This window comes from Aquirufa sp. A-Brett2-15D (assembly GCF_054558735.1).
The window spans coordinates 818,939-839,588 of the sequence record NZ_JBSKFT010000001.1; the positions used below are offsets into that span (position 1 = coordinate 818,939).

Annotated in this window: 17 protein-coding genes, 1 tRNA gene and 1 pseudogene; 4 read left to right on the plus strand and 15 right to left on the minus strand. The window is 41.2% G+C overall.

Annotated features, from left to right (window positions below; genetic code table 11):
* Positions 1-18: 18 nt before the first annotated feature.
* The 7 genes from ACST14_RS03705 to ACST14_RS03735 form a co-directional block, all read right to left on the minus strand.
* On the minus strand, positions 19-975 hold the full coding sequence (locus tag ACST14_RS03705; protein ID WP_459460682.1) for an NAD(P)/FAD-dependent oxidoreductase: 957 nt from the start codon (positions 973-975) through the stop codon (positions 19-21).
* 4 nt (positions 976-979) lie between these two features.
* Positions 980-1,666 carry a (d)CMP kinase gene (cmk, locus tag ACST14_RS03710; RefSeq protein WP_459460684.1) on the minus strand — a complete coding sequence of 229 codons (687 nt, stop codon included), beginning with the start codon at positions 1,664-1,666 and terminating at the stop codon, positions 980-982.
* Positions 1,667-1,741: 75 nt separating this feature from the next.
* On the minus strand, positions 1,742-2,077 hold the full coding sequence (locus ACST14_RS03715; RefSeq protein WP_459460686.1) for a type II secretion system protein: 336 nt from the start codon (positions 2,075-2,077) through the stop codon (positions 1,742-1,744).
* Between the two features lie 4 nt (positions 2,078-2,081).
* The gene (gene clpX / locus ACST14_RS03720) at positions 2,082-3,329 is read right to left on the minus strand and encodes an ATP-dependent Clp protease ATP-binding subunit ClpX (RefSeq protein WP_459460688.1); all 1,248 of its coding nucleotides are present in this window, start codon (positions 3,327-3,329) and stop codon (positions 2,082-2,084) included.
* The gene (locus ACST14_RS03725; RefSeq protein WP_459460690.1) at positions 3,329-4,036 is read right to left on the minus strand and encodes a ClpP family protease; all 708 of its coding nucleotides are present in this window, start codon (positions 4,034-4,036) and stop codon (positions 3,329-3,331) included. Before ACST14_RS03725 ends, clpX begins: the two co-directional genes overlap by 1 nt.
* Positions 4,037-4,167: 131 nt before the next feature.
* Positions 4,168-5,508, minus strand: a complete 1,341-nt coding sequence (locus tag ACST14_RS03730; protein ID WP_459460692.1) for a trigger factor — start codon at positions 5,506-5,508, stop codon at positions 4,168-4,170.
* A 69-nt stretch (positions 5,509-5,577) separates the two neighbouring features.
* A tRNA-Leu gene (locus ACST14_RS03735) sits at positions 5,578-5,662 on the minus strand.
* Positions 5,663-5,845: 183 nt separating this feature from the next.
* On the opposite strand from ACST14_RS03735, the gene ACST14_RS03740 reads away from it, so the two are divergent.
* Complete coding sequence (locus tag ACST14_RS03740; protein ID WP_459460694.1) at positions 5,846-7,507, plus strand: sodium:solute symporter family protein; 1,662 nt, start codon at positions 5,846-5,848, stop codon at positions 7,505-7,507.
* Here the strand turns inward: ACST14_RS03740 and ACST14_RS03745 are convergent.
* Together ACST14_RS03745 and ACST14_RS03750 are read right to left on the minus strand one after the other, a co-directional pair.
* Positions 7,467-8,042, minus strand: a complete 576-nt coding sequence (locus ACST14_RS03745; RefSeq protein WP_459460696.1) for a peptidylprolyl isomerase — start codon at positions 8,040-8,042, stop codon at positions 7,467-7,469. The genes ACST14_RS03740 and ACST14_RS03745 overlap by 41 nt on opposite strands.
* Positions 8,043-8,090: 48 nt before the next feature.
* Positions 8,091-9,299: an MFS transporter gene (locus ACST14_RS03750; protein WP_459460698.1), complete on the minus strand. Its 1,209-nt coding sequence runs from the start codon at positions 9,297-9,299 to the stop codon at positions 8,091-8,093.
* Between the two features lie 272 nt (positions 9,300-9,571).
* Between ACST14_RS03750 and ACST14_RS03755 the strand changes: the two genes are divergently transcribed.
* The 3 genes from ACST14_RS03755 to ACST14_RS03765 are packed head-to-tail and all read left to right on the plus strand — an operon-like array spanning position 9,572 to position 12,928.
* Complete coding sequence (locus tag ACST14_RS03755; RefSeq protein ID WP_459461252.1) at positions 9,572-10,711, plus strand: Gfo/Idh/MocA family protein; 1,140 nt, start codon at positions 9,572-9,574, stop codon at positions 10,709-10,711.
* Positions 10,712-10,718: 7 nt separating this feature from the next.
* Positions 10,719-11,864 (plus strand): Gfo/Idh/MocA family protein, encoded by a 1,146-nt coding sequence (locus tag ACST14_RS03760; protein ID WP_459460700.1) that lies wholly within the window; start codon positions 10,719-10,721, stop codon positions 11,862-11,864.
* Between the two features lie 11 nt (positions 11,865-11,875).
* Positions 11,876-12,928, plus strand: coding sequence for a sugar phosphate isomerase/epimerase family protein (locus tag ACST14_RS03765; protein WP_459460702.1), 1,053 nt, complete (start codon positions 11,876-11,878; stop codon positions 12,926-12,928).
* A gap of 36 nt (positions 12,929-12,964) precedes the next feature.
* On the opposite strand, the gene ACST14_RS03770 is transcribed toward ACST14_RS03765, so the two are convergent.
* The 6 genes and pseudogenes from ACST14_RS03770 to ppk1 all read right to left on the minus strand — a co-directional run bounded on the left by ACST14_RS03770 (position 12,965) and on the right by ppk1 (position 20,647).
* The gene (locus ACST14_RS03770) at positions 12,965-13,393 is read right to left on the minus strand and encodes a hypothetical protein (protein WP_459460704.1); all 429 of its coding nucleotides are present in this window, start codon (positions 13,391-13,393) and stop codon (positions 12,965-12,967) included.
* A 44-nt stretch (positions 13,394-13,437) separates the two neighbouring features.
* Positions 13,438-14,538, minus strand: coding sequence for a hypothetical protein (locus ACST14_RS03775; RefSeq protein ID WP_459460706.1), 1,101 nt, complete (start codon positions 14,536-14,538; stop codon positions 13,438-13,440).
* 74 nt (positions 14,539-14,612) lie between these two features.
* Positions 14,613-15,131, minus strand: coding sequence for a hypothetical protein (locus ACST14_RS03780; protein ID WP_459460708.1), 519 nt, complete (start codon positions 15,129-15,131; stop codon positions 14,613-14,615).
* 17 nt (positions 15,132-15,148) lie between these two features.
* Positions 15,149-17,101: a DNA primase gene (gene dnaG / locus ACST14_RS03785; RefSeq protein WP_459460710.1), complete on the minus strand. Its 1,953-nt coding sequence runs from the start codon at positions 17,099-17,101 to the stop codon at positions 15,149-15,151.
* Between the two features lies 1 nt (position 17,102).
* Positions 17,103-18,334 (minus strand): annotated as a pseudogene (locus ACST14_RS03790) (NupC/NupG family nucleoside CNT transporter).
* Between the two features lie 24 nt (positions 18,335-18,358).
* Complete coding sequence (gene ppk1, locus ACST14_RS03795) at positions 18,359-20,647, minus strand: polyphosphate kinase 1 (RefSeq protein WP_459460712.1); 2,289 nt, start codon at positions 20,645-20,647, stop codon at positions 18,359-18,361.
* Positions 20,648-20,650 lie beyond the last annotated feature (3 nt).

Genomic DNA, 20,650 nt, shown 5'->3' on the forward strand with positions numbered 1-20,650 from the left:
AAAACCAAATTTACAGATTTAAACGGAAAATAAATGATAAAATCGACGAATTGATACTTCAGGATGAACGCTTTTTTTACCTAGTATTTCATCTGTCCATTGTTTGGCAAAATAAGGCATTAAAGAAACCCCTTTCGAACCGAATCCATTAAAGATACCGGCCTGGCAAGATGGATGAAACCCGACAAAAGGCCGACGATCTTGTGTGGCAGGCCTAATACCCGTCTTTTGCTTGACTAATTCAAATTCATCGCAACCCATTGCAGCTAATTTTTGCTGCAACTCCTGAAAAGCCTCCGGCGTAATTTTATTCGAATACTCCTTCCAACCATAAGTTGCACCTACCTTGAAATGTTGATTCCCCAGAGGCACGACAAAGCCATTTTTGTTCAAAATATACTCCTGAGAAGGTTGAGAAGATCGTATTTCCATCAATTCTCCCTTAGCAGGTAAGAATGGCAAACATGACCATAGCGGGTTTTGTTGGCCATGAAACCCTTCACAAAAGATACCATTAGGTTCCGAAAAAATACCAATTTTTAATAGGCCTCTTGCCTCGAAGTAGGCGCGCGAAACACGCAAAAGCTTTGCCACATCAACCCAACCTGCTTTATTTACCCAAACTCCCTCAGATTCCCATCGTAAATAATCATGGTGAATTTGGGCTTTGCGTTCCATAAACCAAGTCTTCATTTCCTCATTCGCAAATGGCCTAAATAAAGGCATGGGATGAAAAAATTGCGCATCCAGGGTCGACTCTAAACAAGGATAAAAATCGAATAGGTAATTGAATAATTCGTCGGCTAACCAGGTTTGCTCTAGCTTACGACCCGTAACTGGATTAAATATGCCACCTGCAGCCTGTGAGGAATTAAAATGCGTTTCAGGAGAATCCCAAATCTCAAATGGAATATCAGCCTCCAGAAAATGGTGAGCTAAAATCGTACCAGCTAAACCCTGGCCCACAATGATCATTGGATTAGCGCTTTTCACCTTGCACGCGTCGAACGTGATCTAAAACAAACTCCACTTGTTCATCCATGGAGCGATAAGAGGTATCTAAGTCGATGGCATCTGCCGCTCGCTTCAAAGGACCTTCGCTTCGGTTCGAATCAATTTCATCCCTTTTACGGAGATTTTCTATGATCTCGTCTAAAGGCAAGTCCTCCCCTTTTTGCAAAAGCTCTAATTTTCTTCGTTGCGCCCGAATATGCGGCTCAGCTGTCATGAAAATTTTCAATTCCGCCTGAGGGAAAACAACCGTACCTATGTCACGACCATCCATTACAATCCCTTTCAATTCACCTAATCGTTGCTGTTGGGCTACCATCGCATGTCGTACTTCTGGAATGGCAGCCACTTGACTAACTAAATCAGAAATGTACATTTTGCGAATCTCCACTTCCACATTTTCGCCATTTAAAATGGTGTCAGAGGCTTGCTTAGAAGGATTAAAATGAAAGGTTATTTCTACGTGAGCAAGGGCTTCTTTCACGGCTACAAGATTAGCTAAATCTACCTTTTGGCGATGAAAATAAAGTGCCACCGCTCGGTACATGGCCCCTGTATCTAAAAAAGCATAATGTAATGCCGCCGCTACGTGACGTGCAGTGGTACTTTTTCCGCAAGAAGAAAAGCCATCGAGGGCTATGATAATATCAGACATGAATAAATGTTATACTAGCTTCAGCACAAGTACTTACCCTAAACTTGGTAAAAAATGAACTAAATCGTTGCCATTTTAATAGGTTTGCAGTAATCCCGCAATAGTGAATAGCAAGCCAATAAAGGCCGACAAACCACCCACGAATCCCAAACCTATGATGACTAAAACGACTCCTAACGCAATTAGCGTAAAGCCGATTTTTAACTTAGGATGCCACCCGCGTGGTTCCACAGGTTTTTTTGTCACTTTAATCTCAGGCTTCACAGTGGATTTTACCACCTTTATGTGTTTTTTAATTTTTACCGGTGCAATTACCTCCACAGGAGCCATTTGAATAGCTGTGGGTTGCTTGTTTTCCTCCCCTGCAAAAGCGGATGAACTGATAAAAAATAGAAATAGAAACTTTTTCATGAAGCTAAGCGACTACTTTCATTTGATGAAAAACCGTTTTTTCGAACTTCGATTTAGCATAGTTTAAATCAACCTCGAATTGTTTAATTTCCGATTGAGACGGGATCTCATACATGGCATCTATCATCACGGCCTCCATGATCGAACGTAAACCGCGGGCCCCTAATTTAAATTGCATAGCTTGTTCCACCATGTAAACTAGTGCATCCTTTTCGAAGCTTAATTGAACGCCTTCCATTTCGAAAAGCTTCTCATATTGCTTTACGAGGGCATTTTTAGGCTCAGTTAAAATCGATAATAAGGCAGTTTCGTCTAATGGATTCAGGTAAGTTACCACCGGAAGGCGACCTAATAATTCTGGAATTAGGCCAAAAGATTTCAAATCCTGCGCCGTCACATATTTCATGATCTGATCCTTCTCGAAAGATTCGTGGAAAGTATCATCACCGGAGAAACCGATCGGACGGGAATTTAATCGCTTCGCGATGTGGCGACCAATACCGTCAAAAGCACCGCCACAAATAAATAAAATGTTCTCCGTATTAACGGCAATCATTTTTTGGTCTGGGTGCTTACGACCGCCTTGTGGGGGAACGTTCACAATCGAACCTTCTAATAATTTTAAAAGCGCTTGCTGAACACCCTCGCCTGAAACATCACGCGTGATGGATGGATTATCCGACTTGCGGGCAATTTTATCGATTTCATCAATGAAAACAATACCGCATTCCGCCTTTTCTACGTCATAATTAGCCGCTTGCAAAAGACGCGTTAATATGGTTTCCACATCTTCTCCTACATAACCAGCCTCCGTAATAACGGTAGCATCGGCGATACAGAAGGGAACTTGTAATTTTTGGGCCAAAGTCCGAGCCAAATACGTTTTTCCCGTTCCCGTTTCTCCGACCATCAAAATGTTTGATTTCTCAATCTTCACATCATCGGTGGAGGGCACCTGCATCAGACGTTTGTAATGGTTATAAACCGCGACAGAAAGATGCTTTTTCGCTTCTTCTTGGCCTATAACATATTCATCTAAGTATTCTTTCAAATCCTTAGGCTTCACTAATTCAAAAGAATGCTTGGTCCCCGCTTTCGCCTTTGCTGCTTCTCCTAACTCCTCTTTCACTACTTCATACCCCTGCTGCAAGCAGTTGTTGCAAATATGACCATCGATTCCAGAAAGCAATAAGCCTACCTCACTTTTAGGACGACCACAGAAAGAACAACTTGTTTTTTTATTACTAGCCACTAGACTTTTCTCGTTAAGATCTCATCAATTAAACCATATTCCTTCGCCTCAGCTGCTTTCATCCAATAGTCACGATCTGAATCGCGTTCAATATCTTCGAACGATTTACCCGAGTGTTTCGATAAAATTTCATATAATTCTTGACGAATTTTAACGATTTCACGCGCTGTAATTTCGATATCACGAGATTGTCCTTGAGCACCACCTGAAGGTTGGTGAATCATAACGCGTGCATGCTCTAAAGCAGAACGCTTACCTGCTGCGCCACCTGCTAACAAAACTGCACCCATAGAGGCTGCAAGAGAAGTACATACAGTCGCTACCTCAGGACGGATATAATTCATCGTATCATAAATACCCAAACCTGCATAAACAGAACCACCTGGGCTATTAATGTACATTACAATATCTTTTTTTGCATCTGTGGACTCCATGAACAATAATTGAGCCACGATGATATTCGCCATATAATCATCCACCGGAACACCCATAAAGATGATGCGGTCCATGATGAGACGAGAAAATACATCGATCTGAGCAAAACGCATCGGACGTTCCTCAATGATATATTGCGTCATATCGTCGATTTGATGCATCGGACGACTTCCGACATTATTCATATACTGATCTACCGCAAGACCGTTCAAACCTCTGTGGTGAACCGCATATTTGCGAAACTCTTCTGATGACAACTCCTTTGGATACATAGGTCTCAATGTTTAAAAATCAAAATTAAAATATTTCTGCAATTAATAAGTAAAACACAAATATACGAACCTTAGTTCACAGAAAACCCCGCGATATGCGGGGCTTTCAAAAAATGATGACAATTCTAGGTTTAAAGCGCCGCAGCGATCGCCTTAAATTTGTCAACATCTATTTTCGTCACTTTATGAGGAATATTTTCTACGATTGCAGCAGAAACTTTATCCGCGAAAGCTTGATTATACAAATTCATGAAGTTATCAGATTTCGACTTATCACTTAAATAACCCATAGCTATTTTTTCGATCATCTCCTCGATACCTGGCTCATTAGACGATAAATATCCGCCAAATTGCCCACGCACCATTTCTTTTGCCTTCTCTACCACCTCAGCATATTCCACTTTCACCTCAAATTTCTCAGCGATTTCATTCTTAATCAAGTTCCAACGCATGTCTTTTTTCACATTATCAAAGTCTTGATCAATTTGCTCCGCCGTAAATTTACCTTCGTTGATACGGATCAACCAAGTACGTAAAAATGCTTCTGGTAGAGCGATTTTTACTTGCTCTAAAATTGCCTTTTCTGCATCAATGCGTAATAAATAGTCTGCTTCACGCTTGTAGTTCTCTGTAACAATTGTTTCGACTTGCTCGCGGAATGATTTCTCATCTGTCGCTTTTCCAGCACCTAGCACTTTGTCATAAAACGCCACATTCAATTCTGATGGAACTTGACGCGTGATATCTTCCACTACGAAAGAAACCTCGCCTGTTAAATCAGCTACTTCGTCTTCTTTTTTACCCGTTGCAAGCGCTAAAGCTTTCGCATCTACGAACACTTTATCAATTGCAAATTTCAAGGTATCGTCCTTTTTCGCACCGATGAAAACCTTTTTCGATTTATCATTGATGGCATGCATTGGAATAGCCGATTTCTCAACCCAGTCACCTTGTGTGAAAGTTCCGAAAACTAAATCACGGTCTTCTACTGAATCTGGATGTGTTTGATCACCAAATTGCTTCTTCAGGTTTTCGATCGTTTCTTCGATTTCCTTCTTATCTGCTTTGATCTCGTAAGAGTTGATTGATTTGATTTTGGCCAAATCCACCGTAAAATCTCCGTGGAAACCTAGATCATAGTGAAAAGTGAATTCTGTATCTTTTTCCCAATCGATTGCATCTGCCTCGTCTACTGCTGGCAAAGGCTCCCCTACTAGGTTCAATTTATTCTCCTTGATATAATCAGAAACGGCATGGCCTAACAAGTGATTAATCTCGTCTACTAAAGCAGATTGACCATATAATTTCTTCACTAACGCTACTGGAACCATACCCGGACGAAATCCTTTAATGGATGCTTTTTTGCGATAATCTTTCAATTTAGCCTCTACTTTTTCCGCGTAATCTGCTGGTGAAACTGCAACGGTCAAACGACCTTCTAAATCCCCTGCCTTGTTAAGTGAAATGTTCATTTGTTCTTATTTATAATTAGCTATTAAAATAAAACCCTCAAAACCTTTTTGGTGTTGAGGGCTTGCTATTGGTACGGGTGAAGGGACTCGAACCCCCATGCCTCGCGGCGCCAGATCCTAAGTCTGGTATGTCTACCAATTCCACCACACCCGCGTAATTTGGAGTGCAAAGGTAGTCAGCAATTTTAAAATTTCAAAAGCTTTTAAATATAAATATTGGATTAACTTTGAACAAAATTAGTGTGCTATGAATTTCAATCGCTGGTACGGAACCTTGCTCGCCTTCTTAGGAGGAATCGTTCTTTTATTTATCTACCTGACTGAAACATTTAAATAAATGCAAGTACTAGATTGGATCATTTTATTGTGCACAATTGGTGGAATTGTGGCGTATGGTAGCTGGAAGGGAAAGCAAACAAAACATTCTTTACAGGGATTTTTATTAGCAGATCGGGAACTACCTTGGTACCACATTTTATTATCAGTAATGGCCACCCAGGCCTCTGCGATTACTTTTTTGTCTGTTCCGGGTCAGGCCTACCATGATGGAATGCGATTTGTGCAATTCTATTTAGGTTTACCGATCGCGATGATTATCCTCTCGGTGACCTTTATTCCTCATTATTTTTCGTTGAAAGTATTTACTGCGTATGAGTTTTTAGAGAAACGTTTTGATGCCAAAACCCGAGTGCTCACCTCCTTCTTATTTTTAATCCCACGTGCTTTATCTACTGGGGTCACGATTGCAGCTCCCTCCATTATCTTATCCACTTTATTAGGATGGGATTTAGCTTGGACTAACGTCATCACGGCAGCCATTGTAACTACTTATTGTATGCTAGGCGGCTCTAAAGCCATTTCCTATACGCAAATGCTTCAGATGGCAGTCGTGTTAGTCGGTATGGTTTTCGTCGGGTTTTATGCTGTTTCCTCTTTGCCGGATGGGATCGGGGTGAAGGAATCCTTACAGATTGCGGGCAAAATGGGCAAAGTGAATCTGATTGATTGGAAGTTTGATTTGAATAATCGCTATAATATTTGGTCCGGAATTATCGGTGGATTCTTTTTGCAGCTCTCTTATTTCGGTACGGACCAAAGTCAGGTAGGCCGCTACCTTTCAGGCGTTTCAGCTTCAGAAATCAAGAAAGGTCTTTTAATGAATGGATTTCTAAAAATCCCCATGCAGTTTTTCATCTTGCTCGTAGGAATTTTAGTATTCACTTTTTACCAGTTTAACGCCCCTCCTACTTTTTTCAATAAAAATACAGATGCCATTTTTAGCACTATTCCGGGACATCAAGCCATTGATAAAGAAAAGGGAGCCATTTTTGAGGCGAAGAAAACGGCCATTTTACAGCAGGATTTTGATCGTCTTGATGGTTTGAATAAACAAGCCACGAAGAACCAAGAAAAGGCAGTAGCGCTCCTAAAAACGGCTAAACCAAACACAGACGCTCAAGACACTAATTACATATTCTTACGCTACATCATAGATCATTTACCGATCGGATTCATCGGTTTCCTCATCGCGATGATATTGCTTTCCTCTATGGGCTCGATGGCTTCAGCGTTTGGTTCATTGACCTCTATCTCGATGGTGGACATCTATCAGCGATTTATAGCACCTGATCGCGGAAATCAACATTATTGGTGGATCTCTAAATTAATTACGCTAGGCTGGGGAATTCTCTGTTTAGTGGTGGCTCAGTTTGCCGTCAATATGGGGAGTCTGATTGAAGTAGTCAATATTTTGGGCTCTTGGTTCTATGGAACCATTTTAGGCATCTTTTTATGTGCCTTTTATTTACCCAGAACGACAGGAACGCAGGTGTTTATCGCAGCATTGATTGCTGAAGCCTTCGTGATTTATGCGTGGAAAATGGACTGGATGGCCTTCCTTTGGCTTAATGTCTTAGGCTGTTTATTAGTGATGGCGATTGCCCTGGTTTTAAGTCTTTTTATGGGGCCAAAACAGACATCGAAAACTTCACCGGAATAACCGGTTTCTCATCGAAGGAGCGTTCTTTTTTAATCGAATCTACCACAGCCATGCCTTTGGTGACTTTACCAAACACCACATATTTTCGATAAAAGCGACTCGCCTGCTCTGTGTCTGTCACGATAAAAAATTCTGTAGGCGAGGATGATTGCAAGGGATTTCCTTCGTCATAACGAGCCATGGCAATAGCACCTCTTACCGGCCTCAATTCATCCAAATATTCCGCAGGAACCAAGAAATTCAAGCGATCAAAGTATTCTCCTCCACCTTGAATTCCTATTTCATACACATTGCGGTAGAAATAGCGATCTTCGAAATAACCCATCTTCACCAAGCGAATAAAATTCACCGTATGTAAGGGAGTTCGATCATCCAATTCGAGCTCAAAGTCACCCAAACGAGTTTCTACTTTTATTTTGCGCTCCTTGTTTTCTGCTGCCTGCGCCTGTAATTCTTCCTTTACTTTGGCAGGATCAATCCTCCAATTAGGCTTACACGCAAAAAACAAGAAGGGAACAACTAATAGAAAACGCATAAAAAAAAGGGGGCCTTTAGAGCCCCCTAAATTAATTAAAAATCTAGACTAAGCGTGAGATACTTTCTTTCCGAAGAAATAAAGACCGGCAAAAGCCGCGATTAAGATCGCTGGGAATAACAACATATTAGATAGTGTTGCCTGCCCTGCAGCTAAATCAGCTACATCACCAGTCAAGCCGCTACTTACTGCTGCTACTTTATTCTTATCAATCCATCCGCCGATAATTGGCTGGAACATAGAAGACGAAAACATACCTATTCCACCCATAATGGATAGACCTAAAGCACCTGTTTTAGGCATCGCTTCAGCTACATAACCTAACATATTTGGCCAGAAATAACATATACCTAAGGCATAGATAAAGGCTGCGAAATATAAAGTAGTTCCGGACATAGTACTCATCATATATAGACCAGCTAGTGCAAAAATAGCTGAGCCTAATAACACACCCACCGTATTGATTTTAGCAATAATAGAACCAGCGAAATAACGGCCTACAGCCATCAAACCTGTTACTAAGGCTAAAATTAACATCGGACTTGCTCCTGCTTTCGCTAAAATAGGTCCTACCCATTGCTGAGGACCAAATTCTGAGATCGCTGTTAAGGCCATGCAAGCCGCCATAAATAAATACAAAGGATTTAGCATAGCTTTAAAACTATCCATAGTCGAACTTGCATCCGCCTTAGGTTTAGGGAAAGCTTGACCAAAGAATAAAACAGCATAAATAATTGTAGGAATAATAATGACCCAAACTTGTGTTTGCCAAGCCATTCCTGCATCTGTCATGAACTTTGAAATCAATGAACCCACAACAATTCCACCGGGAAACCACATGTGGAAACGATTCAATTTACTACTCATCTCGTTACCTGTATAGGCATCAGCAATCATCGGATTACAAGCTGCTTCTGTGCAACCATTGCCTAAACCAATTAATAGTGTCGAGATTAGTAAGGTATTATAATCAACCGCATAAATAGTTAATAAAATACCAGCCGCATGCGCAACCAGGGCAATTTGCATGATTAATTTAGGACCTACGGATGTGTAAAAAACTCCTCCTAAAATCATGGAAATAGGAAAACCTAGGAACCACATTTGATTTATATGACCTAATTGTTCATTAGTCAAAGATAATTCTAGTCCTAATTGCGGTAAAATACCTGCTCGAATACTAAATGAGAAAGCAGTAGTAATCAAGGCAAAACAGGAGGCCAAAAATAATCGATTGGCATTAACCGTTTGATTCATAATTGTTTGGGGTTTAAATAATAGGTTTAGATTTGGTTAATCTTTAAAAAATTAAATTCTTCATTAGAAAAATCGTAACAAAAAAACAAAAAGTTTTTGGGATAATGGCATGCATGGGCAATTATTTTTGATACTTTTTTAAAAAAAGAGCTATTTAGAGGCTATAAAACCAAATTTTGCTCTATTTTTGTAACATATCTAAATCTATTAAAATTATGATTCAAGGAGGTTCTGCTACACAGGCAAAATCACGCCAAAGTAGGAAAATCAGAATGGGAATGATCGGTGGAAGTCAAGAGGCATTCATCGGTGCAGTTCACCGTCGCGGTTCCCAATTAGACGGAGAAATCGAATTAGTTTGCGGCGCTTTTAGTTCTAGCGCGGAGAAATCGAAAGCCACAGGAAACGCTTTATATCTTCCAGAAAACCGGGTTTATGGTTCGTACGAGGAGATGATTCTGAAAGAAAAAGAATTACCTGAAGGAGAAAGAATGGATTTCGTTTCCATCGTTACCCCTAATCACGTGCATTTCCCGGCGGCTAAAATGGCCCTAGAAAATGGATTCCATGTAGTTTGCGATAAGCCGGCTACCTTGAATTTAGCGGAAGCCAAAGAACTAAAAAAAATCATCGATAAATCAGGTTTGATTTTTGCTTTAACGCATAATTATACGGCCTATCCGATGGTTAAAGAAGCGAAACACCTCGTGGACTCAGGTCAATTAGGCGAAATTCGCAAGATCATCGTGGAATATCCTCAAGGGTGGTTAATCGACTTAGTAGAAGCAACCGGCCAAAAACAAGCCGCTTGGAGAACAGATCCAGCTCGTTGCGGTGCCGCGGGTGCGATCGGTGACATCGGAACTCACTGCGAAAATTTGATCGAATACATCACCGGATTACATATTAAAGAGCTTTGCGCGGATTTAACCATCTTCGTGGAGGGTCGACTTCTGGATGACGACGGTAATATCTTAATCCATTATGATAATGGGGCTAAAGGTATTTTGCATTGCTCTCAAATCTGTAATGGCGAAGAGAATGACTTCAACTTCCGCATTTATGGAAGCAAGGCGGGAATTACGTGGCACCAAATGGAGCCGAATACGATGGTGTTTAGGACGCGCGACGAAGGAGCGCGGATTATTCGTACGGCCGTAGGCCAGCTATCTCCTGCCGCTAATGCGCATACACGTCAGCCTGCAGGTCACCCGGAAGGTTATGTGGAGACGTTTGCGAATATTTACCGCAACTTTGCTTTTGCCTTAAGAGCGAGATGGGAAGGAAAAGCACAGGATCCAATGTACGATTTTCCAGGAATCGACGAAGGAATTATGGGCATGGCTTTCATCGAAAACGTGGTGAGATCAGCCCAAGACAATACAAACAAGTGGACAAAATTTGAACTATAATATAACCATGACTAAAATCAAAGTTGGAATCGTAGGAACCGGATTTATCGGACCCGCTCATATCGAGGCTTTACGCCGTTTACCTAATATAGAAGTCGCTGCGCTTTGCGAGGTGACTATCGAACTAGCAGAAGCGAAAGCCAAACAATTAGGCATCAGCCGTTGGTATACCTTCGAAGACCTATTAAAACAAGAGGATATTCAGTGTGTACACATCTGTACGCCTAACTTCCTACACTATTCACAGTCGAAAGCGGCTTTATTAGCTGGGAAGCATGTGGTGTGTGAGAAACCTTTGGCAAAAGACTTACACGAAGCAGAAGAATTAGTCGCATTAGCGGCAAAAACAGGCTTAGTCAACGCAGTTCACTTTAATTTGCGCTACTACCCTCTAGTTCGTCAAATGAAGACGATGCGCGAGAAAGGTGATCTAGGCGAAATCTATTCGATCATCGGTAGCTATTTACAAGACTGGTTATTCTACAATACGGATTATAACTGGCGTTTAGAGCCGGACAAATCAGGGGATTCACGTGCTATCGCCGATATTGGATCTCACCTGTTAGATGTAATTGAATACATTACTGGTTTGAAAACGGTGGAAGTAATGGCTGATTTTAATACGGTTCACAAAGTGCGTAAGAAGCCTTTAAAGCCAGTAGAGACTTATTCCGGCAAAATGTTACAACCAGAAGATTATGCGGATGTAGCCATTAACACAGAAGACCACGCGAACGTTTTATTACGTTTTGACAATGGAAACCGCGGTTGTGTGACGGTATCTCAAGTTTCAGCAGGTCGTAAGAACCAGTTGAAATTAGAAATTTCTGGATCAAACAAGACTTTTGCTTTCAATTCCGAGTCGCCTAACGAAATGTGGATCGGTAACCGTGATCAAGCGAATCAAGTATTGATGCGCGATCCATCTTTAGCCTACCCAGAAGCAAGTGCTTTGATGACCTTCCCTGGAGGACATAACGAAGGCTTCTCAGATACTTCGAAGCAATTATTCAAGGAGGTTTATGCAGCAGTAGAAGCTGGTAAGCAACCTGAAAATCCCCAATACCCCACTTTTGCAGATGGATACCGCGAATTATTAATATGCGAGCGCATTTTAGATTCAACGCGTTCTCAAAAATGGGTTAAAATCTAAACCTTTACCATATGAAAACGATACAAGGGCCAGCGATATTTTTGGCACAATTTATGGGCGACGAAGCCCCCTTTAATTCTTTAGACAGCATCACGACTTGGGTAGCCTCTTTAGGTTACAAAGGAGTACAAATCCCGTCTTGGGATTCCCGCTGCATTGACTTGCAAAAAGCAGCAGAATCTAAGACCTATTGCGATGAAATCGTCGGAATGTTAGCTGCTAAAGGCTTACAAATTACTGAATTATCGACGCACCTTCAAGGTCAATTAGTGGCGGTAAATCCGGCTTATGATCTAGGATTCGATGCTTTTGCTCCGGATTCGGTCAAAGGAAATCCAAAAGCTCGCACGGAATGGGCGATCCAACAATTGAAATATGCAGCTAAAGCATCTCAAAACTTAGGTTTACATGCCCACGCCACGTTCTCTGGCGCTTTGATGTGGCACACGGTTTATCCATGGCCACAACGCCCGGCTGGATTAGTAGAGCAAGGATTTAAAGAATTAGGTCGCCGTTGGTTACCTATCTTGAACACCTTCGATGAATGCAATGTGGATTTATGCTACGAGATTCACCCAGGTGAAGATTTACACGATGGAGTAACTTTTGAGATGTTCTTAGACGAGGTCAAAGGCCACAAGCGCGCGAATATATTATACGATCCATCGCATTTTGTATTACAGGCTTTGGACTACAAACAATACATCGACTTTTACCACGAGCGCATCAAAATGTTCCACGTCAAGGACGCCGAGTTCAACCCAACAGGAAAGCAAGGCGTATACGGTGGATACCAATCTTGGATCAATCGTGCAGGTCGTTTCCGCTCTTTAGGTGACGGTCAAGTCGATTTCAAAAGCATCTTCTCTAAATTAACCCAATACGGATACGACGGATGGGCAGTTTTAGAGTGGGAATGTTGTATCAAAGATCCTGTACAAGGAGCGACGGAAGGTGCGCCATTTATCTCAAGCCACATCATCAAAGCGACTGAAAAGGTCTTCGATGATTTCGCTGGAACCGGAGCAGACGAAGAGTTCAATAAGAAGATTTTAGGTCTATAACAAAAAAGCCCCCGACGTGTCGGGGGCTTTTTTTCTTTATTCTTTCTCCCAGAATATATAAACAAACCAAGCGGCAGATAACAAGACCACATTCTTAATAATGTATTGGCCAGTTAGTGTTAAGTTGAAAAAGGATTGCCAGGTTTCGTTTGGCAAAAATATAACGGGCATAAATGTCGTAAACATGTGAACGATCATTAGCCCAAAAGCTAATTTAGTTAACCGAGGGGATAACCACAAAAATCCAATGGTACACTCCCCTATTCCTAAAATCAATAGAAACGATTGAATTCCCATCATGGGTTCGAGCGTCAGATGAAAAAGCTTCGTCACTAATCCTTCTGCCGGAGAAGTTCCTAACACTTTTAAAAATCCGAACCAAATATAAACCATTGCGATCATCGCGCGGTTTAGCCAAGCAGCCGTTACTAAGGCTTGTAGGCGTGTTTTGCTAATAGATACCATGGTGCAAATTTATTTATTGAGCTTAATTCAAAAAATGATATTTATCAGAAACGATGCGTCACCGTCGCTGAAATAAAATAATCTGCAAAAGCCGCGTCACCATGCTTATTATTCACCCAATCACTTGCACTTTTAATACGATTACGTTGAGTGGCAATAGGTAATGAAACAAAAAAAGTGTTTTTAGCTGTCGAATAGCTGATACCAGGCTCGATCGAAAAGATATATCCTGGACGACGGAAGCCGTCAGAATCTCCAATTAAATCATAAGCTGGAACTCCTTCGATTCGTGCACCTAAGGTTGCTCCAATACCGGCTTTGGGAGCCAACGCATAATTCAATCCTACACGACCCGCATATTGATCTGCTACTGACATATAACGTACTATCTCATCCGTCACCACTTTATCTGGTGCTACATTAGCCGCATCATTCACATTCTTCGGATTGGACATATAGAAAGCGTTGTAGTACAGAGAAGTACGGCTAAACAATTGTTGGTAGCCTTGAATTTCTAGGTTAATCCCTACGCCACCGTCACCTAATTGAATCGATTGATCTACTGGTTTATCGATCGTATAATCAGACCCATCACTTGCTCTTCTATGGAATTTATCCATTGCTTTCCAGTCGCCAGTAGGCAATTTCAATCCAAGTCCAACAGATAAATTTCCTTTCATGTGTTTCAAAGGATCTAATAACCAATAAGACGCTGTTAAACGTGCATCACCGATACCATTTGCCATGGTTCCGAAACGCTTTTGCGCTGGATTAACGGTTATCGCATTACCGTAATGCTCATATAACGAGGTACGGTAATTAAAATTCAAAGGAAGATTAACCGCTAATAAAAGACGATCTGTCACCGAATAGGTAACCCCTAAATCAAAACTCTGTGAATCATTGATCACATTCGTACTTGCTGCTTCGCGCTGTGGCTGGTAATCTGCACCCACAAAATGCTTATACGAATGTAGGTTTCTGAAACCTAGAGAAACTTGCCATTGACCGGGGTGCATCATCGAATTTGTATTTGCACCTGTTCCTACGGAGCAGCTCATATGACGAACCGCTACACAACCTTGACCTGAAGAATTTAACGTAAATACTCCTATACACAGGAGTGATAATAAAAGATTTTTCATTTTGCTTAAATTTTAAATAATACACGATTTCCCGGGACATACTAGTCCTAGGCTAATTGAGAATCAAAGAAAAATTAAGCTTGCCGTGGCGGCGAGAAAAAATCAGACGAGATGTCTTGGGTAGATAAAATAGGATGAACGGGATCCTCTGAAGGAGTAGGCCATTCCATAATATAAAATACCCAGCCTGAAGACTGAGCACAATATTCTTTCACTAAAGTATTGATTAATTTCGTTTTGGATGGTGTAGAACCCGGCTCATCAGTCAAATGTTCGTTCACTTGCGCTGCTAAATCAAAGAAGTTTTCACGCGCGTTACGGTCTTTTACCATCACCGTCACTAAGGTGTCATTTTCTACCTTGCGTTCCTTCATTTCATAGAATTCATCGCCTTGACGAACAGAACCTTCGACTTCTTCCGCTGAAACCCAATCCGTTTGATAGGGCAAGTTGATCGGGATTTTAACGACTACCGTTTCTTCCGTTTCAGGGTCAATAGCTACCGTATTGCCTTCTGATAAATACTGCAATGCAAATCCTCCCGCTTGGTAAAGCAGTACACCGAATAGCATTATGGCAAGTAATTTTTTCATTCAATGGCAAAAATAGGCTATTTTTCGATTACTGTGCCTAATTCTTGGGAAATATTTTTCTGAATTTCTTTCAATCGAATGAATTCGTTGAAGACCTCACTCATTTCTGGAGCATCTGCTTGCAAGGATTGTAAATGCGAGAGTGTCTCCTGTAAATGCTGATCATTATACACTTTTCTTAAGCGCAGAACATTCTTGTAAGCAAGATCCTCTAACATTTCTTCATCCGTATTCACTCGAATCTCATGCTTGTCCTTCCATTCAGAGGAAATAGAATGCTTATCGGAGGATATATTAATCGAGAAAGACTGAATTTCTTCGTCGGCGTGATGTAGGAAGAAATCTGCTTGAGGAGCTCTTTTGGCATTAAATTCCGTTTTGCATAGGTCCAAAATCCGAATAAATAAGGGCGTCTGAAAAACAGTTCCCTCTAATTCATCAATTAGATAATGCACTAAGGTTAAACCGGGTGCCTTCTCCGGATTAATCTCCAAATGACCATAATTGATCATCAAACGTACACATTCTAATTCTTGGTAATAGGCTAGATTTTGAACCTCTAAAGGCTGATCCGCTCCCACCGGCTCAATAAGATCCCTTACCTCCGCGTATTGCTGCGCTGAGATTTGTTGAGGATCTGAACTTGCGCCCTTTATTTTCTTCAGCTGAATCTTATTTAATTCAGCTAATAAGACGTCTTCATCCATTCGCATCATGGCTGCGGTCTTTTGAATGAAAAGACTACGCTGAATAGCATCAGGAATTTTGGAAATGGATTGCACCATTTCTTTTATCATTTCTGCTTTTTTGAATGGATCGTCCCCCGCTTCCTCCTTAAAGAGATTCGCCTGGAAGGAAATCACATCCTTAGCTTCTTTTTTAATATAATCTACGAAAGCCTCGGAGCCGATTTTTCTGACGAATGAATCAGGATCATTCCCTTCCGGAAACACCACTAAATTCACTTGCAAACCTTCTTCGAGGATTAAATCCATTCCTCTCAAAGCGGCCTTAATACCCGCCGAATCACCATCATAGAGCACCGTCACGTGTTGCGTGAAACGACCTATTAATTTGATCTGCTCAATGGTTAAAGAAGTTCCAGACGAAGCCACCACATTTTTAATGCCGGCCTGATGTAAGGAAATAACATCTGTATACCCTTCTACCAGGTAACAGACGTCTTTTGTGCGAATTTCATTCTTCGCTTGCGCGATGCCATAGAGTGTCGCTGACTTGTGGTATACTTCGGTCTCAGGGGAATTGAGGTATTTTGCCTGATTCTTTGCATCATTGCGGAGGATACGCGCGCCAAAGGCAATAATCTTCCCAGACACATTGTGGATGGGAAATATCACCCGATTGCGGAAGCGATCATAGACCTTTCCGTCGTCATTCTTTTGGGTGACTAGCCCCGCTTTTTCGATGATTTCCTGTGAAAAACCTTGTTTTAAGGCCGATTTCAAGAAAGCATCCCAAGCTTCTGGACTATAGCCTAAATCAAAGGATTGCAAAGTTGCATCTGAGAATCCCCGTTCCTTGAAATAAGGCAAAGCGATGGATTTTCCTTCGTCGGTATCGTATAATTGTTTTTTGAAGAATTCTTTCGCGTATTCGAGTATGATCAGGAGACTTTCGCGTTCGTTTTGACGAACGAGCTGGTCGTCAGTCATTTCCTCTTCTTGGATGTCGATGCCGTATTTTTTGGCCAAATGTCGTAATGCCTCTCCATAACCTAGGCCTTCCATATCCATGACGAAACGAACAGAATCGCCGGCCTTACCACAACCAAAACATTTATAAATTCCCTTTGCGGGTGAGATAGAGAAGGACGGAGTTTTCTCCCCGTGAAAAGGACAACAAGCCCAATAGTTCGCTCCCTTTTTCTTAATGGTTACATAATCCCCGATCACGTCTGCTACCGCAGCCGTTTGCTTTATTCGCTCGACGGTTTCGGGATCAATGCGCATATTACAATAGTAAACCAGCTAAAGTGGCAGATAAATAAGAAGCTAACGTCCCAGCAATCAAGGCTTTAAAACCTAATTTTGCTAGGTCTGAACGACGTGATGGAGCTAATTCACCGATACCACCGATTTGGATAGCAACGGAAGAAAAATTAGCAAAACCACAAAACTCGTAATCGCTATCGTCTTAGGGTCTAATGTCGCTTTCAAATGTACCATATCTAAATACGCTACGAATTCATTTACGACCATTTTCTTACCCATTAGGGCTCCGGCTACTTCGACATCTTGTGCTGGAACGCCCATCGCAAAAGCGAAAACGGAGAATACTTTTCCTAAAATCGTATTCATCGATAATTCTGGATAATTAATCCAAGCACCGATATGTCCTAAACCTAGATCAACTAAGGCGATCAAAGCAATAAATCCAATCAACATCGCGATCACATTCATCCCTACTTTCAAACCTTCGCTCGCACCTGCAGCAATCGCGTCCACTAGATTTGCATGTGTTTTAGTCAATTCTAATTTCACTTCCCCTTCTGTTTCCGACTTCTCGGTTTCAGGGAATATGATTTTGGAAATAACTAGAGCTCCTGGAGCCGCCATTAAACTAGCCGCTAATAAATAGGCAGCAGGTACTCCTAAAGAGATATAAACAGCCATTACACCACCAGCAATACAGGCAAAAGACCCGGTCATCGAAGCCATCAACTCCGATTTCGTCATATTTTTTAAATAAGGCTTGATCATGATTTGGGCCTCTACCTGGCCTACGAAAGTAGATGCTACATTCGAAAGTGCTTCTGCACCACTAACACCCATTAACCAGTGAACACCTTTACCCACGAAGGAAACGACGCGCTGAAGCACTCCTAAATGGTAGAACATGTTCACTAATACAGACACGAAAATGATGGTAGGGACTACTTTAAAGAAGAAAATATAATCATTACCTGGACCAAAAGCCTTGATCATCAAGTCGCGATTTACTAAGGAACCAAACACAAATTGGGCTCCTTTGTCTGCCTGACCTAACAGGGTATTGATGGAATCACCTAACCACTGGAAGAGGTTTTGGCCTACCTCCGTCTTTAAAATAAATACAGCTAACAACACCTGTAATAAAAGACCCACTCCTACTGTCCGGTAATTAATCGCTTTTCGGTTATTGGACATCAAAAATGCCACGCCCAAAATCAATACGATACCGAGCAATCCAGTAAATCTTTCCATGTGTTTTTTGTTGGTGTAATCAGCCTATTTTTTTTCTAGTTTTGATTCTAGGCTAACAGTAAATTTATCAAATGCTAATTCGGCAACCAAATCCTCTTCTTTGATTTCAAAAAATTTCGTATGAATATCAAAAGGAATATCACTGTCAATTTTCCAATAAGTGCCATCTTCCTGCATCTCATAAGAATTCTTCGTATCTCGTAGATTCCAATCTAAGATGGTGATAGCTAAATTTTTAGCCCGCGTATTAACTAATTCAAAAAGAGATTCAATACGTCTATCAAAGCTTCGAACCATCACATCCGCACTACCACCATAAATGATAGGATCTCCTGCATTATGGAAATAATAAAGTCGGGTATGCTCTAAATATTCTCCCACAATCGACTTGATAAAGATGTTTTCTGATAGGCCCTTCCTTTGTGGACGCAAACAACAAATTCCACGCACAATTAATAGGACCGGCAAACCTGCTTGCGACGCTTTATAAAGCGCTTCCATCGTCTTCAAATCTTGCAATGAATTAATTTTCCAGCAAATACCCGCTGGCAAACCTTCTTTGTGATTTTTCACCTCATTCTCGATCATTTCAATCAAGCGATTCCGCATATCGCGAGGCGCTGTGATTAAATGCTCATAATGAGTGGGCATCGAATGACCCGTAATTACGTTAAAGAACTCGGCTATATCTTGTGTAATACGCGTATCAGTTGTTAAAAGACCAATATCGGTGTATAATTTTGCCGTATCCTCATTATAGTTTCCAGAGGATAGATGGGCATAACTCACGACGTGATTTCCTTCATTACGAATTACTTGCAATAATTTCGTGTGGGTTTTTAGTCCTGGAATACCATAAATCACGAAACAACCTGCTTTCTGTAAACGCGTTGCTTCTTTGATGTTATTTTCCTCATCAAAACGAGCTTTCACCTCAAATAAAACAGAAACGTGCTTCCCTTGTTCAGCCGCGCGCAATAAGGCACTCGAAATACGTGAATTTTTCGAAATACGATACAGCGTTATCTTTATCGCTAGCACATTCGGATCATCCGCCGCTTGTTCTAAGAGTTGAATGACCGGCTCAAAATTATTATACGGATGGTGCAATAAGATATCACCCCGCTTAATCGTGTCAAAAATATCATCAATCACGACTGATTTTAAGCCTAAGGCAGGAACAACCGCAGGACTTATGGCCTGATGTGATTTGAATTCCGGGTGTTTTAGTATTTGCCAAAAAGACGTAAAGTCCAAAATAGAGTTCTTTACAAAAATATCGACCTGGTCTAGATTCCAACGCTTTAGCATTTCAGTCAATAAGAACTCCGAATGAAACTTCTCCACCTCTACCCTGGTTACCCGACCCAAACGGCGATCCTTGATCTTCTTCTTTACTTCATCAACAAAATCCGTATCCGAATCCTCATGCTCTACTAAATCAAAATCCCCATTCCGCGTGATGCGGAATAAAGTCGTGGATTCAATTTCCACATTTCGATACAAGAGCTGTAAATGATGGCGAATAATTTCTTCAATAGGGACAAATAACACTTTATCCTCCCGCTCAATCACGTAGAAACGCTTTAGATTTAAAGGGATTTGGACAAAAGAGATTTTTTGTTCCTTTTCATTTCTCGTCTTCTTCTTATCCGAAAGACCTACCGTCACTACCCCAAAAATCAAGGTCTTCGCCAGCAAACTAGGGAAAGTATGCGTATGATCGAATACCATCGGGGTTAACATCGGATAAATAGTCCGTTGAAAATAAGACGCCACTTCCTCTTTTTCCTCCGAATCTAAATCATCTAGGCAGGCTAATAAAAGTCCATTCTCTGGAAAAAGGGGCAAAATTTCCTCCATGAAAAGACGGTGCTTCTCCTGTGTAAATTCCTGTGCTTCATTAATTATCGCTTGCTTAAAGGGAATCTCACGCAAGCCACAATAATCCGTTCTCTCTTTCCCTAAATCGATATAATTTAGCAAAGAACCCATTCGGATAGTAAAGAACTCATCTAAATTAGACGCCGTAATGGCTAAGAATTTCAACCGATCAAATAAGGATTTAGAACTATCTCTAGCCTGATCTAAAACGCGTTCATCAAACTTCAACCAAGATAAATCTCGGGAGATAAACTTCGCTTTAGCAATGGTTTCATTCGACTTTTGAGTTGGCTTATCTGTCTTCCGATTTTGCTCTCTAGGAGCCATCAAATTAATCTTCCAATTCGTAGGCGTGAGTAATGACAAAAGATTCCCAGTAAGGGAATCTTTTGAGTCTTCGTGTTTCAGTATTTTATCTAATTCACTCATATG